Below are 15,925 nucleotides of genomic sequence, written 5' to 3'. Positions count from 1 at the left end.
CTCCAATATTTAACCGCACTTTACTTTGATTGCGGTAATAACTTATGTCCGATTGCCGACAAAATTGCTCCGCATACTACAACAAACGCCCCGATATAGCTAATCATATTTAATTCTGGCGCGGCAAAATTATCAGGGCTCGCATAATGCGCAAAATGAGCAAAGAAAATGGTAAATAGTGGCACTAAAGTTATCACAACGCTTACTTTAGAAACCTCCCAGCGATTAAGGGCTTCAGCATAAGCGCCATAACCAAATAAGGTATTTAAGCAGCAATAAACAAAACAACCGAATGCAAACGGGGTGAGGTTACTTACTTGTGAAAATTCAGCAACAGGTGTAAAGACTAAAAGACAGCCGAAATACATCATTAATAAAATTTGTTGCGAACTAAAACGACGGAGCATGAGCTTTTGTGCCATACCATAAGCAACCCAAACTAATGAAGCAGTCAGGCTGAGTAAGACACCTGTTAAATAACCACTCTCTCCTTTAAAAACCTCAAGCTTGTCATTAAAGAAAAGCCCCAACCCAGCCAATAACAAACCTAAACCAATCTTTTGATGTAATCCGAGCTTTTCTTTAAAAACAAAAATACCGCAAATTAACATACCAAAAGAAGAAAAATGAATAAAAATTTGAGCTGAAGAAGGATCGATAAAATTAAGTGAGCTATTGAATAAAAAGAAATTACCCGCTAATCCTGCTACACCGATGAGTACAAGCCAAATAAAACGACCACCTTTCGAAAATTGTGGCAGTTTTTTCTTGTAACCTAACAGAATCAATAGTGCAAGAGAAGCTACCACAAATCGATACCAAACGATCGTTTGTGGTGTCATCACTGATAGAACCTGTTTTAACGCAATAGGTAAAGATCCCCACGCCATCGCTGTAATTAAAGCGAAGAGAAAACCTAAAAGCGGTTGTTGTTTCATGATATCTTCCTTTATTTTACTAAAGTGCGGTTAGGAATTAAGATAAATTTCGACTAAGAAATATCAAGATAAGCAATAGTGCCAGAATAACAAATGTGATTGATGATTGTAAATTGCTGGAAACAAAAGAAAACGCCCCACAGATAATGCGGGGCGTTTAAAAATCAGATGTAAAATTACTCAGTTACAATACTTACGTATTTACGGCTTTTCTCGCCTTTAACTTCAAATTTTACTTTACCGTCAGCGGTAGCAAATAAGGTGTGGTCACGACCCATACCTACGTTGTTACCTGCGTGGAATTTAGTACCACGTTGACGTACAATGATGCTACCTGCTAATACAGATTCGCCACCGAAACGTTTAACACCAAGGCGTTTAGCTTCAGAATCACGACCGTTACGAGTTGAACCACCAGCTTTTTTAGTTGCCATCTACTTGATCTCCTCTGAAATTATGCTTGAATCCCAGTGATTTTCACTTCTGTGAACCACTGACGATGACCTTGTTGTTTACGGCTGTGTTTACGACGACGGAACTTAACGATTTTAACTTTATCGCCACGACCTTGTGCCACAACTTCAGCCACTACTTTCGCGCCAGCTACTACTGGTGCACCAATTTTAACATCTTCACCATTAACGACCATCAACACTGAGTCGAACTCAACTGTTGCGCCAGTTGCAAGTTCAAGTTTTTCTAAACGAACTACTTGACCTTCGCTCACACGGTGTTGTTTACCGCCACTTTGGAAAACTGCGTACATAAATACTCCGCTATAATTGTGCTTCTCCGTTACTATTTTCGGTCCGCACTTCAAAATTCATATAAATAGGTCGCAAATTCTACGGAAAAAACAACTCGATCGCAAGCACTTATTTGCAATAAAATAAAAAAAAGCGCTTTTCCTCGAGTTTAATTTCAGAAACCCTGAAAAATCGGGTAAAATTCACCGCACTTTTCTTTTATATACACAACCATCGAACCAAATGAAGATGAACAAACAAGATTTAATGGATATGCATGCAATCCAAGCATTAACAGATGCGGATATGCAGAAAGTCAACCAAGCCATTTTAGCACAAATTAACTCCGATGTGCCGATGGTTAATCAGCTTGGTTTTTATATTGTGCAAGGTGGCGGAAAACGTATTCGACCACTTATTGCGGTTTTAGCGGCGCGTGCATTAGGCTACGAAAGCGATAAAGTGGCCACTTGTGCTACCTTTGTAGAATTTATTCACACCGCTTCTTTATTACATGATGATGTGGTAGATGAATCGGATATGCGTCGTGGTCGAGCAACGGCAAACTCAGCCTTTGGTAATGCGGCTAGCGTATTAGTGGGAGACTTCATTTATACTCGTGCCTTCCAATTAGTGGCGCAGTTACAATCGCTAGATATTCTTCGCATTATGGCGGACGCCACCAACGTGTTGGCTGAAGGTGAAGTTCAACAATTAATGAACGTGAACGATCCGGATACCACTGAAGAAAGCTATATGCGCGTGATTTATAGTAAAACGGCACGATTATTTGAAGTAGCGGCGCAATCTGTTGCGATTGTTGCGGGTGCTGAAAAATCAATTGAAACCGCATTTCAAGAATATGGTCGCTATCTCGGTACCGCATTCCAATTAGTGGATGACGTACTAGATTACAGCGCAAACGCTACAGCATTAGGTAAAAATGTGGGTGACGACCTCGCCGAAGGTAAACCGACTCTTCCTTTATTACACGCAATGCGTCATGGTAATCCACAACAAGCCGCGCTTATTCGCGAAGCCATTGAACAAGGCGGAAAACGTGATGCGATCGATGACGTACTTGCGATTATGGCAGAACATAAATCTCTCGATTACGCAATGGATCGTGCGAAACAAGAAGCTCAAAAAGCGGTTGATGCCATTGCCTTATTACCTGAAAGCGAATACAAAAAAGCCTTAATTTCACTGGCTTATCTATCGGTAGACCGAACTTATTAATATGACAGAAGAACAAATTCAACCGCAAAGTGCGGTCGATTCTCAACCTAAATTTCAAAAAACGCGTAAACAAAAAGTGCGTAAGGATCCCAATGCGCCTTTTATTCGTGAAAAACTCGCATTACCTGAAGGGCATAATAAACTACTTCTCCACTCTTGCTGTGCACCTTGCTCAGGTGAGGTGATGGAAGCCATTTTAGCCTCAGGTATTGAGTTTACGATTTATTTTTATAACCCGAATATTCATCCATTAAAAGAATATTTAATTCGTAAAGAAGAAAACATCCGTTTTGCCCAAAAATTTGGGATTCCGTTTATTGATGCAGACTACGATCGCCAACAATGGTTTGATCGCGCAAAAGGTATGGAATGGGAACCTGAACGAGGCATTCGTTGCACCATGTGTTTTGATATGCGTTTTGAAAAAGCCGCTGAATATGCTCATGAACATGGTTTCCCTGTATTTACTAGCTGTCTTGGTATTTCCCGTTGGAAAGATATGGATCAAATTAATGGTTGTGGTCACCGTGCGGCTGAAAAATATGATGATGTGATTTATTGGGATTACAACTGGCGTAAAGCAGGTGGATCGCAACGCATGATCGAAATCAGTAAACGTGAACGTTTTTATCAACAGGAATATTGTGGCTGTGTTTATTCTTTACGAGACAGCAATAAATGGCGTGAAGAAACAGGGCGACAAAAAATTGAAATTGGTAAACTCTATTACACGCCAGACTAAAAAACACATAAAAAAGAACCGCACTTTCAACATGCGGTTCTTTTTTATTTAATCTACGATGGTTCGCCCGCCTAATGCATTCTCTAAAGAATGATCTAACTGTTGAATTCGCGTACATAACACGTTTTCAATCTGGGCATTTTTATTTTTTTCTTGGGTTAATTCAAAACTTAAATTCAAGGCAACAATAGAAAGCACTCGGTCTAATTGTAATAAACCTGTACGCTCTTTCATTTCAGACACTTGAAGATCTAAATTACGCGCCGCTTGACGCAAAATCTCTTCTTGTTCTGCGGGGACATTCAAGCGCAGCACTTGCCCTAATACAACAACTTCAACCAGTTTTAATGACATGTTATTCCCTTATGTTGAATGCTCAAGTAATCCTATTATGCCACAGCCAAATGCCTTCGTCATACTTTTTACGTTTAATTGACCGCACTTTATCCGTTCGCCCCATTTCGCAATTTACGCTATAATGCGACACTTTTCATTATTTTTGAACGGAATATTTATGCCAACTATCGCTCCTAATCCATTAGTCCTAGTGGACGGTTCATCTTATTTATATCGTGCTTTTCATGCTTTTCCACCGCTCACCAATTCTGCTGGCGAACCGACAGGCGCTATGTACGGTGTATTAAATATGCTCAAAAGCCTAATTTCGCAAGTGCAACCGAGCCATATTGCAGTGGTCTTTGATGCGAAAGGCAAAACTTTCCGTGATGAAATGTTTGAGCAATATAAATCCCATCGTCCACCGATGCCAGACGATCTGCGCAAACAAATTCAGCCATTGCACGATATTATCCGAGCCCTTGGCATTCCTCTTTTAGTCATTGAAGGTGTAGAAGCCGATGATGTCATCGGTACCTTAGCGGTAGCCGCTTCCAAAGCCAATCAAAAAGTCTTGATCAGCACCGGTGATAAAGATATGGCGCAACTAGTGGATGACAACATTATGTTGATCAACACCATGAATAACACCTTATTAGATCGCGAAGCCGTGATTGAAAAATACGGTATTCCACCAGAACTCATCATTGATTACTTAGCGCTAATGGGTGATAGTGCCGACAATATTCCAGGCGTGGCGGGTGTCGGTGAAAAAACCGCACTTGGTCTATTGCAAGGTATCGGCAGCATGGCAGAAATTTATGCTAACTTAGACAAAGTGGCTGAATTGCCAATTCGTGGGGCAAAAAAATTAGGTGATAAATTATTGGCTGAAAAAGAAATGGCCGATTTATCCTATCGCCTTGCCACGATCAAAACCGATGTCGCTCTCGATATCACTCCGGAACAACTTACCCTTGGTGCAAGCAATAACGATCAACTTACCGAATATTTCGGCCGTTATGAATTTAAACGTTGGCTCAATGAAGTGATGAATGGTGCTGATTCCATCACCAATAATACCGAACAACCGACCAAGATTAATCACTATCAAGCTACACCAGCGCTCGCTCAAGACAATAGCGATGAAGCATTGCCAGCAATTCAAATTGATCGTAGCCGTTATGAAACCTTGCTCACTGAAGCAGATTTAAATCGTTGGGTGGAAAAACTCAATCAAGCCAAACTTTTTGCCTTGGATACAGAAACCGATAATTTAGATTATATGGCTGCCAACTTGGTGGGTATTTCCTTTGCGTTAGAAAACGGTGAAGCCGCTTATTTACCGCTACAATTAGATTATTTAGGCGCACCAAAAACTCTCGAAAAAACAACCGCACTTACGTTGTTAAAACCGATTTTAGAAAATCCTACTATTCAAAAAGTCGGGCAAAACTTCAAATACGATCTCACCATCTTCGCCCGTAATGGCATCGATGTGCAAGGTGTGGCTTTCGACACTATGCTTGAATCCTATGTACTCAACAGCACAGGCCGTCATAATATGGACGATCTGGCGAAACGTTATTTAGGGCATCAAACCATCAGCTTTGAAGAGATTGCAGGCAAAGGTAAAAATCAGCTGACCTTTAACCAAATTCCGTTGGAAAAAGCCGCAGAATATGCTGCTGAAGATGCTGATGTGACAATGAAACTGCAACAAGTGCTATGGGAAAAACTCTCTAAAGAACCCACTCTGGAAAAACTCTTTAAAGAAATGGAATTGCCGTTGTTAGGCGTACTTTCCCGTATGGAGCGTCGCGGAGTTTTAATTGATAGCGATGCACTATTCCTACAATCTAATGAAATCGCTAATCGTTTAAGTGAATTAGAAGAACAAGCCTATGTCTTGGCGGGGCAGCCATTCAATTTGGCCTCCACCAAACAATTACAAGAAATTTTGTTTGATAAATTAGGTTTACCGATTATTCAAAAAACACCAAAAGGTGCGCCATCCACTAACGAGGAAGTATTGGAGGAACTCGCATTTAGCCATGAATTGCCGAAAGTGTTGGTAGAACATCGTGGTCTAAGCAAACTAAAATCCACCTACACTGACAAATTGCCACAAATGGTAAATCCGCAAACGGGTCGAGTGCATACTTCCTACCATCAAGCGGTGACAGCCACAGGTCGTCTTTCATCAAGCGATCCGAATCTGCAAAACATTCCGATTCGTAATGAAGAAGGCCGCCGTATTCGTCAGGCATTTATTGCGCGCGAAGGCTTTACTGTTGTGGCAGCCGACTATTCGCAAATCGAGCTACGCATTATGGCGCACCTATCACAGGATCAGGGCTTAATTAATGCCTTTACCCAAGGCAAAGATATTCACCGCTCTACTGCGGCAGAAATCTTTGGGGTGGCACTGGATGAAGTAACCTCCGAGCAACGCCGCAATGCTAAGGCAATTAACTTCGGTTTAATTTATGGTATGTCTGCCTTTGGCTTATCGCGCCAACTCGGTATTGGCCGCGCCGATGCCCAGAGCTATATGGATTTATATTTCAAACGCTATCCGGGCGTACAAACTTTTATGCACGATATTCGCGAAAAAGCCAAAGCCCAAGGCTATGTGGAAACCCTATTCGGCCGTCGTTTATATCTGCCGGATATCAACTCCTCTAACGGTATGCGCCGTAAAGCTGCCGAGCGTGTAGCAATCAATGCGCCAATGCAAGGCACCGCCGCAGATATTATTAAACGAGCCATGATTCAATTGGATCAAAAACTACAAAACGATCCCGATATTGCGATGATTATGCAGGTGCACGATGAATTGGTGTTTGAAGTGCGGTCAGAAAAAGTCGAGTTTTATAGCAAACTCATCAAAACACACATGGAAAGCGCAGCTGATTTAGTGGTGCCATTGATTGTAGATGTGGGGCAAGGCACTAACTGGGATGAGGCGCACTAAGGAATTTAGTCATGAATAAAGTTATTCAAAGTCAGCACTTTACGGCAGAACGTGCTTGGGGAGCACTGGATATTACCAATATGAATGGCATTTCCGTGCGTCTTCACTGGACAGATAAACCTTACAAATGGCATATCAATGACGGTGAAGAAGTCTTTGCTGTCATGGATGGTACGGTGGAAATGCGCTACAAAGAAGACGGCCAAGAGAAAACCGTATTGCTCCATACAGGTGATATTTTTTATGCGGGTATCGGTACCGAACATGTTGCTCATCCACAAGGTGAAGCGCGCATATTAGTCATAGAGAAAGAAGACAGCATTTAACATATTAAAAAGAATTTTATGAATCAAGAAAGACTCAATGAAATCGAAAAACCATTACTTCATCTTGTGGAACGTGATGTGGTTCCCGCACTTGGCTGTACTGAGCCTATCTCTTTAGCGCTTGCCGCAGCAACGGCGGCTAAATATTTAGGCAAAACACCGGAGCGTATTGAAGCCAAAGTGTCACCAAACTTAATGAAAAATGGCTTAGGTGTTGCAGTTCCTGGAACCGGCATGGTGGGCTTACCTATTGCCGCGGCGATTGGTGCTTTAGGCGGTGATCCTGAGAGTGAGTTGGAAGTATTAAAACACATCACGCCAGAGCAAGTTTCCCAAGCCAAGGCAATGCTTGATAAAAAACTCGTTAATGTGGATATTCATCAAACCGAGCATATTTTATATTCTGAAGCGGTGTTATTTGCGGATAATGACCGAGTGAAAGTAGCGATTCAAGATCAACACACCAACATCATTTTGATTGAAAAAAATGGCGAGGTCATTTTTGAGAAAGAACACGATGAACGTGCGGATTGCGATCCCTATGATATTTTCAAACAGGTGAGTGCACGTGAAATTTTTGAATTTTCTTGTGAAGTTGAGCTAGATAAAATCCGTTTTATCGGACAAGCTGCCGCGCTCAACCGCGCGCTGTCTAACGAAGGATTGCGCGAAAATTACGGTTTACATATTGGCAGAACATTACGCAAACAAGTTGGCAGCGGTTTAATGTCAGATGATTTACTCAGTAAAATCATGATTGAAACCACTGCTGCTTCTGATGCCCGTATGGGCGGTGCCACATTACCGGCAATGAGTAATTCAGGTTCAGGCAATCAAGGTATTGCCGCCACTATGCCCGTGGTTGTGGTCGCTGATTATTTAAACGTGAGTGAAGAAAAACGTCTCCGCGCCCTCTTCTTATCACACTTAATGGCCATTTATATCCACAGTAAATTACCCAAACTTTCTGCCCTTTGCGCAGTAACCACTGCCTCTATGGGAAGCTGTGCAGGTATCGCTTATTTACTTACGGGAAAATTCGAAACCGTGAGCATGGGGATTTGTAGCATGATTGGTGATATTAGCGGAATCATCTGCGATGGCGCATCTAATAGCTGTGCAATGAAAGTCTCCACTAGCGTGGCTTCTGGCTATAAATCAGTTCTCATGGCCATGGATGAAACCCATGTTACGGGCAATGAAGGTATTGTTGAACACGATCTCGATCGTACCATCGATAATCTATGCTCAATCGCTTCTAAAAGTATGCACCATATTGATCGCCAAGTAATTGAAATTATGGTGAGTAAACCCTGTCCTTAACATCAAGATAACTTATGATAAAGTGCGGTCAGAAAAACATACCAATTTCTGACCGCACTTTTTTTATATCAAAAAAACATATTTTCTAGCCAAAAGTTATTGGCGCTACCTTCTTATTTTTTTAGAAAATACCGACCTACTTAGTTCTAAAAGAAAGGAATAGTTATGCTTTTAACCGGATTACTTTGCGGAATTTTACTCGGATTTGTCATGCAGCGTGGGCGCTTTTGTATTACCGGCGCATTTCGCGATATGTATGTCACCAAAAATAACAAAATGTTTGTAGCCCTTCTATTGGCGATTACCGTGCAATCCATTGGTTTCTTCCTCTTAAAAGAAATCGGTGTTTTAAATGTCGATCCAGCTGAAAATTTTGCCTTTTTAGCGGTGATTATCGGTGCCTTTGTATTTGGTATCGGCATTGTTCTTGCTGGCGGTTGTGCGACAGGTACATGGTACCGTGCGGCAGAAGGTTTAGTCGGTAGTTGGGTCGCGTTATTCACTTATATGTTATTAAGTGCCATCATGCGTACCGGTCCATTAGGTGAATTCAATAAAACTTTACGCAGCATCAATATTGAACAGCGCAACATTTACGATACATTCGGTATTTCCCCTTGGTGGTTAGTGGCACTATTAACTTTAGTGACAGCCTTTTATGTATACAAACATCTCAACAAACCAAGCGTAAAAGTCGCAGCATTAAAACCAAAGAAAACAGGACTTGCCCACTTATTATTTGAAAAACGCTGGCATCCATTTTTCTCTGCCGTATTAATCGGATTAATCGCTCTTGCCGCTTGGCCACTCAGTGTCGCTACGGGTCGTGAGTTTGGACTTGGGATCACGGGTCCATCAGCCAATATCATGCAATTCCTCGTTACTGGCGACGGTAAATTTATTAACTGGGGCGTATTCTTAGTTTTAGGGATTTTTATCGGGTCATTCATCGGCGCTAAAGCAAGCAATGAATTTCGTGTCCGTGTACCGGATGCTACCACGATTCTACGCAGCGGACTCGGCGGTATTCTTATGGGTATTGGTGCAACCCTTGCAGGTGGCTGTTCTATCGGTAACGGTCTAGTCGAAACTGCCTTTTTCTCTTGGCAAGGTTGGGTCTCATTGCCCTTGATGATTCTCGGCACTTGGGTAGCCGCCTACTTCACTATTATCCGTCCACAACGTTTAAAATTAGCAAAAGCATCATAAGGAGCTTATATGATCGTTAAATTACCTACACTTGGCCTTGTTTGTCCATTTCCTCTCGTTGAAGCTAAGGAAGCCATGGCTAAGTTAAATAAAGGCGATGGTCTAGAAATTGAATTTGACTGCACACAAGCCACTGAAGCCATTCCCGCTTGGGCGGCTGAAGAAGGTTATGAAGTCACAAACTTCGAGCAAATTGATGATGCCAAATGGTCAATTACGGTGATTAAATAATAAAAAAGTGCGGTCAGAAAAACACTCAAATTTCTGACCGCACTTTTGCTTTAATGAATTGAAATAATTAAATTAACTCTACCGGTACTTTCACCACAAGTTTTTTCACGAAACTTGATTTGCCGTTTACAGTGCAGCCTGGTTTATGAGGTTCATAAGGGAAAAAGACGGCAAACATTTTTGGCAAAAGTGTTACGGTGCTTTTATCTTCAATTTGTGGGGTAAGTTGGTAATCATCGGCATCACGATATTCATCGTATAAGCTGAGGTTTGGATAAGTCGCGCTTACTTCAACATTCTCTTCACCTCGAATAAGTAATTGAATATCTAGATATTTATGATGAAGTTCAGCTTGTTTGCTATCCGCTTCAACCGTATCAAATTCCATGACATTCATATAAACTTGCTCGCTTAAATCATGACGACCATTTTCTAATGCTTCAAGATCTAAGGTATTGAGATGATCGCAAATGTCCGCGATAACTTTTGGTAAACCCACTTTGAAATTTGGGTTATTTAATGCACTGATAATCATAGTGTCTCCTTACGTATGTATTTGTATGAGAATATGATAACAAGTTGCTTATATTAAATAAAGTTACCAATAAATTTAAAACTCTGTATAATAAGCGAGCTTTATTTTCTGTATTAGCGTGCGGCTATCAAAAGAGATTTTTAAACGCCCAAAGTGCGGTCATTTTTTCGAAAGATTTCTTTTGCTAGTCGCAATCTGGAAAATAAAGCTTTGTTTTAAATATTATTTTGAAGGAAAACATTGTGAATCCAATTGTTAAACAATTTAAATACGGTCAACATACCGTTACTCTAGAAACCGGCGCGATTGCACGTCAAGCAACCGCTGCGGTCATGGCAAGCATGGACGATACCACGGTATTCGTGACTGTTGTGGCTAAAAAAGATGTGAAAGAAGGTCAAGACTTCTTCCCATTAACCGTAAACTATCAAGAGCGTACTTATGCGGCGGGTAAAATCCCTGGTGGTTTCTTCAAACGTGAAGGTCGTCCATCTGAAGGCGAAACCTTAATCGCACGTTTAATCGACCGTCCAATTCGTCCATTATTCCCAGAAGGTTTCTTCAACGAAATCCAAGTTGTGGCAACTGTAGTTTCTGTAAACCCACAAATCAGCCCAGACTTAGTGGCAATGATCGGTGCTTCTGCAGCATTAACCTTATCTGGTGTACCTTTCAATGGCCCTATCGGTGCAGCACGCGTTGGTTTTATCGACAACCAATTCGTATTAAATCCAACCATGGCTGAACAAAAACAAAGCCGTTTAGACTTAGTAGTTGCAGGTACTGACAAAGCCGTATTAATGGTTGAATCTGAAGCTGATATTTTAACTGAAGAACAAATGTTAGCGGCGGTAGTATTCGGTCATCAACAACAACAAGTTGTAATCGAAGCGATCAAAGAATTTGCAAAAGAAGCAGGCAAACCACGTTGGGATTGGGTTGCGCCACAACCAAACACAGATTTAATCAACAAAGTAAAAGCGATTGCTGAAGCACGTTTAGGCGATGCATACCGCATTACTGAAAAACAAGCACGTTACGAACAAATCGATGCGATTAAAGCGGATGTGATTGCACAAATCACAGCTGAAGACGAAGAAATCAGCGAAGGTAAAATCGTAGATATTTTCACCGCACTTGAAAGCCAAATCGTTCGTGGCCGTATCATTGCAGGTGAACCACGTATTGATGGTCGTACCGTTGATACCGTTCGTGCATTAGATATCTGTACTGGTGTATTACCGCGTACTCACGGTTCTGCAATTTTCACCCGTGGTGAAACGCAAGCATTAGCCGTTGCGACTTTAGGTACTGAACGTGATGCACAAATCATTGATGAATTAACGGGTGAACGTCAAGATCACTTCTTATTCCACTACAACTTCCCTCCATACTCTGTAGGTGAAACCGGTATGATCGGCTCACCAAAACGTCGTGAAATCGGTCACGGTCGTTTAGCAAAACGCGGTGTTGCTGCGGTTATGCCAAGCCTTGCAGAATTCCCGTATGTAGTGCGTGTTGTGTCTGAAATCACTGAATCTAACGGTTCTTCTTCTATGGCATCTGTATGTGGTGCGTCTTTAGCATTAATGGATGCGGGTGTCCCAATCAAAGCCGCTGTTGCGGGTATTGCAATGGGCTTAGTGAAAGAAGAAGAGAAATTTGTAGTTCTTTCAGATATCTTAGGTGATGAAGACCACTTAGGTGATATGGACTTTAAAGTGGCTGGTACACGTGAAGGTGTCACCGCACTTCAAATGGATATCAAAATTGAAGGTATCACCCCTGAAATTATGCAAATTGCATTAAACCAAGCAAAAGGTGCACGTATGCACATTCTTGGCGTAATGGAACAAGCAATCCCTGCGCCACGTGCGGATATTTCTGACTACGCGCCGCGTATTCACACCATGAAAATTGATCCGAAGAAAATTAAAGATGTTATCGGTAAAGGTGGTGCAACTATCCGTGCATTAACTGAAGAAACCGGTACGTCTATCGATATCGATGATGATGGTACAGTGAAAATTGCTGCAGTAGATAGCAATGCAGCGAAAAATGTGATGGCACGTATTGAAGAAATCGTTGCTGAAGTTGAAGCGGGCGCAATTTACAAAGGTAAAGTGACTCGTCTTGCTGACTTCGGTGCATTCGTCGCTATCGTAGGAAATAAAGAAGGTTTAGTTCATATTTCTCAAATCGCTGAAGAGCGTGTAGAAAAAGTGAGTGATTATCTTCAAGTGGGTCAAGAAGTGACTGTTAAAGTGGTTGAAATCGATCGCCAAGGTCGTATCCGCTTAACCATGAAAGATCTTGCACCAAAACAAGAAACTGAAGCAGAATCTGCACCCGCAGAAGAGACTTCTGTAGAACAAGAATAATCTCACAGGGTGTGTAAAAAAGCCTTACACACCCGTTTTGATTATCAAACTAACTTATAAAACAATGCAATATTTTCGGTTATTCCGTTTTCTAGTTTCATTATCTAGCCTAAGTCTGACTTTATTTATTTCCGGTTGTGTGCAATCGGGAAACGTGTTTGTCGCACCAAATAAAGTCGTACTCGCAGATCAAACGCCGAATACGCACTTTGAGCAAGAAGTGATGATTACCCGAATCGGGCAAGTTTTATTAGTTGGTAAAATGAGTAATGAAGAACGGGCGACGCTTCACTTTGAACGTGGCGTTTTATATGATTCCCTCGGTTTATGGGGCCTCGCACGTTATGACTTTACACAAGCCCTTGCGTTACAGCCAAAGATGGCTTCCGTTTATAATTACTTAGGGCTTTACTTACTGCTTGAAGAAGATTACGACAGCGCATTAGAAACCTTTAATGCGGTGTTTGAGTTGGATCCAAGTTATGACTATACCCACCTTAATCGTGGTTTAAATTTTTATTACGTCGAACGCTATAATCTTGCTGAAGACGATTTTATGAAGTTTTACGAAGCCGATACCAAAGATCCCTATCGCGTACTCTGGCTCTATTTGAACGAACAAAAATTAAAACCACAAGAAGCCCATGCCAACCTTGTTGAACGAGCTAAAGGGCTATCTAAGGACTTCTGGGGAACAAATATCGTTCAATACTATTTAGGTAATATTTCTGTGAGTGACTTGCAAGAACGGGCAACTAAATTTGCAGAAAACTCGCAACAATATGCAGAAATATTAACCGAAACCTACTTTTATCTAGCAAAACAAAAACTCAATTTGGGGCAAATTGATGAAGCTGCGGCTTTATTCAAACTTGCTATTGCGAATCAGGTGTATAACTTTGTTGAGTATCGTTTTGCCGTGTTAGAGCTGATGAAATTGAAACCGGCTCAAACTGAAGACGAAAAAGAAGAAAAAAGTGCGGTCACAAAAACAGCTGTTTTTTAGACTTGCCTCTTTCTTGTGTAACAAATAAACCTGAAAGCTAAATTGAGCTTTCCTTAAATTATATTCGAGCATTTTAATGACAGACAAAATCACTTTTAATGATTTAGGCTTGCCTGAATTCATTCTAAAAGCCGTTTCTGACCTTGGTTTTGAAACACCTTCGCCAATCCAACAAGCTTGTATTCCTGCTCTTCTAGAAGGCAGAGATGTACTTGGTATGGCACAAACCGGTAGTGGTAAAACCGCCGCATTCTCTTTACCTATTTTGGCAAAAATTGATCCTGCCGCAAAACATCCACAATTATTGGTGATGGCACCAACGCGTGAACTAGCCATTCAAGTTGCTGATGCTTGTGAACACTTCATGAAATATGCCAAAGGCATCAACATCGTGACCCTTTATGGTGGTCAACGCTATGACATTCAATTACGTGCATTAAAACAAGGTGCACAAGTTGTTGTGGGTACACCAGGCCGTATTTTGGATCACATCCGTCGTAACACATTAAATCTATCTGAATTAAAAGCTATCGTACTTGATGAAGCGGATGAAATGCTTCGCATGGGCTTTATTGATGATGTAGAAACCGTTATGGCGGAATTACCTGAAGAGCACCAAACAGCCCTTTTCTCAGCAACCATGCCTGAGCCAATTCGTCGCATCACAAAACGCTTCATGAACAATCCGCAAGAAGTGAAAATCAAAGTAAATAACGATAATGCACCTGATATTGAGCAAAATTGTTGGTATGTTCAAGGTTTCCGTAAAAATGATGCATTATTACGCTTCTTAGAAGTAGAAGATTTTGATGCGGCAATCATTTTTACCCGTACTAAAACGGGCACACTTGATGTGACTGAATTATTAGAAAAACACGGTTTCCGTGCTGCGGCATTAAACGGTGATATGACCCAACAATTACGTGAACAAACCTTAGATCGCTTACGTAATGGTAGCCTTGATATCGTCGTTGCAACCGATGTTGCTGCGCGTGGTATCGATATTGAACGAATCAGTCTTGTGGTGAACTATGATATCCCTCTTGATGCAGAGTCTTATGTTCACCGTATCGGCCGTACTGGGCGCGCAGGTCGTTCTGGTCGTGCATTGTTATTCGTTGAACCACGTGAACGCCGTTTACTTCGTAACATCGAACACTTGATGAAAAAGCCAATCAATGAAGTTGAATTGCCAAATCATGAAGTGTTACAAGCCTGTCGTCGTAAAAAATTCCAAGACAAGATTACCAAGCAATTGGAACATCACGATCTGGAAATGTATCGCAGCTTATTGGAAGATTTATTCACCGCAGATCAGGATCAAGAAGATATTGCTGCGGCGATGTTGATGTTGATTCAAGGGAAACAAAAACTCATTCTTCCACCTGATCCACCGATGGATAAACGCCGTCGTGACCGTAACGATCGCGGTGATCGACGCGAAAACCCACGCTCAGCTGAACGTCGTGGTGAGCGTAAAGGCTATGGCAACCAACAACCGATGGATTTATATCGTATCGAAGTAGGTCGTGCAGATGGTGTAGAAGTGCGTCATATCGTAGGCGCTATCGCAAATGAAGGTGATATTAATAGCCGTTACATTGGTCATATCAAACTTTATGATGACTACTCTACCGTTGAATTACCACAAAGCATGCCGAAAGAATTGCTTCAACAATTCGGTAAAACACGCGTTTTAAACAAACAAATGCAAATGAGCTTTATGGGTTCGACACAATCAGACAGCGGACGTGGTGGCAATGACTTTGGTGGAAAAGGCCGTCGTGATGGTCGCCGTAATGAGCGTGGAGATCGAGGCCAAGATCGCTTCCGTGGTGAGCGTAATGGTGAACGTCGTCAGCGTAAATTTAACGATAAAAACGACCGCACTTTTAATGAACGTGGTCGCCGAGATCGCTAACGTTAATCCTTATTT

15 protein-coding genes are annotated in these 15,925 nt (G+C 41.6%); 10 read left to right on the top strand and 5 right to left on the bottom strand.

The genetic code is table 11. From position 1 onward, the window contains the following. Window positions 1–20 precede the first annotated feature (20 nt). The 3 genes from HMPREF2732_RS01235 to rplU form a co-directional block, all read right to left on the bottom strand. Entirely contained in the window at window positions 21–938 is a 918-nt protein-coding gene (locus HMPREF2732_RS01235; RefSeq protein WP_070590360.1) for a DMT family transporter, read from the bottom strand. A gap of 176 nt (window positions 939–1,114) precedes the next feature. Next, a complete protein-coding gene (rpmA, locus tag HMPREF2732_RS01230) occupies window positions 1,115–1,372 on the bottom strand; it encodes a 50S ribosomal protein L27 (RefSeq protein ID WP_005539872.1) in 258 nt (85 codons plus the stop codon). 20 nt (window positions 1,373–1,392) lie between these two features. Continuing rightward, window positions 1,393–1,704, bottom strand: coding sequence for a 50S ribosomal protein L21 (rplU, locus tag HMPREF2732_RS01225; protein WP_005695431.1), 312 nt, complete (start codon window positions 1,702–1,704; stop codon window positions 1,393–1,395). A 229-nt stretch (window positions 1,705–1,933) separates the two neighbouring features. Between rplU and ispB the strand changes: the two genes are divergently transcribed. Both ispB and HMPREF2732_RS01215 read left to right on the top strand, forming a co-directional pair. Next, window positions 1,934–2,923 (top strand): octaprenyl diphosphate synthase, encoded by a 990-nt coding sequence (ispB, locus tag HMPREF2732_RS01220; protein ID WP_070590356.1) that lies wholly within the window; start codon window positions 1,934–1,936, stop codon window positions 2,921–2,923. 1 nt (window position 2,924) lies between these two features. Then, window positions 2,925–3,665: an epoxyqueuosine reductase QueH gene (locus tag HMPREF2732_RS01215; protein ID WP_070590353.1), complete on the top strand. Its 741-nt coding sequence runs from the start codon at window positions 2,925–2,927 to the stop codon at window positions 3,663–3,665. A 48-nt stretch (window positions 3,666–3,713) separates the two neighbouring features. On the opposite strand, the gene HMPREF2732_RS01210 is transcribed toward HMPREF2732_RS01215, so the two are convergent. Beyond that, window positions 3,714–4,019 (bottom strand): cell division protein ZapA, encoded by a 306-nt coding sequence (locus HMPREF2732_RS01210; RefSeq protein ID WP_005695425.1) that lies wholly within the window; start codon window positions 4,017–4,019, stop codon window positions 3,714–3,716. A 160-nt stretch (window positions 4,020–4,179) separates the two neighbouring features. Between HMPREF2732_RS01210 and polA the strand changes: the two genes are divergently transcribed. The 5 genes from polA (at window position 4,180) to HMPREF2732_RS01185 (ending at window position 10,067) form a co-directional block, all read left to right on the top strand. After that, window positions 4,180–6,978, top strand: coding sequence for a DNA polymerase I (polA, locus tag HMPREF2732_RS01205; RefSeq protein ID WP_070590349.1), 2,799 nt, complete (start codon window positions 4,180–4,182; stop codon window positions 6,976–6,978). Window positions 6,979–6,989: 11 nt separating this feature from the next. Continuing rightward, window positions 6,990–7,304, top strand: coding sequence for a cupin domain-containing protein (locus HMPREF2732_RS01200; protein WP_005695423.1), 315 nt, complete (start codon window positions 6,990–6,992; stop codon window positions 7,302–7,304). A gap of 18 nt (window positions 7,305–7,322) precedes the next feature. After that, window positions 7,323–8,627 carry an L-cysteine desulfidase family protein gene (locus HMPREF2732_RS01195; RefSeq protein WP_070590343.1) on the top strand — a complete coding sequence of 435 codons (1,305 nt, stop codon included), beginning with the start codon at window positions 7,323–7,325 and terminating at the stop codon, window positions 8,625–8,627. A gap of 165 nt (window positions 8,628–8,792) precedes the next feature. Then, the gene (locus HMPREF2732_RS01190; protein WP_049369552.1) at window positions 8,793–9,836 is read left to right on the top strand and encodes a YeeE/YedE family protein; all 1,044 of its coding nucleotides are present in this window, start codon (window positions 8,793–8,795) and stop codon (window positions 9,834–9,836) included. Between the two features lie 9 nt (window positions 9,837–9,845). Then, a complete protein-coding gene (locus HMPREF2732_RS01185; protein ID WP_005631077.1) occupies window positions 9,846–10,067 on the top strand; it encodes a sulfurtransferase TusA family protein in 222 nt (73 codons plus the stop codon). 67 nt (window positions 10,068–10,134) lie between these two features. Here the strand turns inward: HMPREF2732_RS01185 and nanQ are convergent, their stop codons facing one another. After that, window positions 10,135–10,602: an N-acetylneuraminate anomerase gene (gene nanQ, locus HMPREF2732_RS01180; protein WP_014064125.1), complete on the bottom strand. Its 468-nt coding sequence runs from the start codon at window positions 10,600–10,602 to the stop codon at window positions 10,135–10,137. 242 nt (window positions 10,603–10,844) lie between these two features. Between nanQ and pnp the strand changes: the two genes are divergently transcribed. The 3 genes from pnp to HMPREF2732_RS01165 all read left to right on the top strand — a co-directional run bounded on the left by pnp (window position 10,845) and on the right by HMPREF2732_RS01165 (window position 15,910). After that, entirely contained in the window at window positions 10,845–12,983 is a 2,139-nt protein-coding gene (pnp, locus tag HMPREF2732_RS01175; protein WP_070590340.1) for a polyribonucleotide nucleotidyltransferase, read from the top strand. A gap of 64 nt (window positions 12,984–13,047) precedes the next feature. Then, the gene (gene nlpI / locus HMPREF2732_RS01170) at window positions 13,048–13,989 is read left to right on the top strand and encodes a lipoprotein NlpI (RefSeq protein WP_070590338.1); all 942 of its coding nucleotides are present in this window, start codon (window positions 13,048–13,050) and stop codon (window positions 13,987–13,989) included. 76 nt (window positions 13,990–14,065) lie between these two features. Continuing rightward, on the top strand, window positions 14,066–15,910 hold the full coding sequence (locus HMPREF2732_RS01165; RefSeq protein ID WP_070590334.1) for a DEAD/DEAH box helicase: 1,845 nt from the start codon (window positions 14,066–14,068) through the stop codon (window positions 15,908–15,910). Window positions 15,911–15,925 lie beyond the last annotated feature (15 nt).

The sequence above is a fragment of the Haemophilus sp. HMSC061E01 genome (assembly GCF_001810345.1).
Taxonomy (GTDB): Bacteria; Pseudomonadota; Gammaproteobacteria; order Enterobacterales; family Pasteurellaceae; genus Haemophilus_D.
The sequence above is the reverse complement of the archived record's forward strand: the minus strand, read 5'-3'. Positions and strand labels throughout refer to the sequence as shown.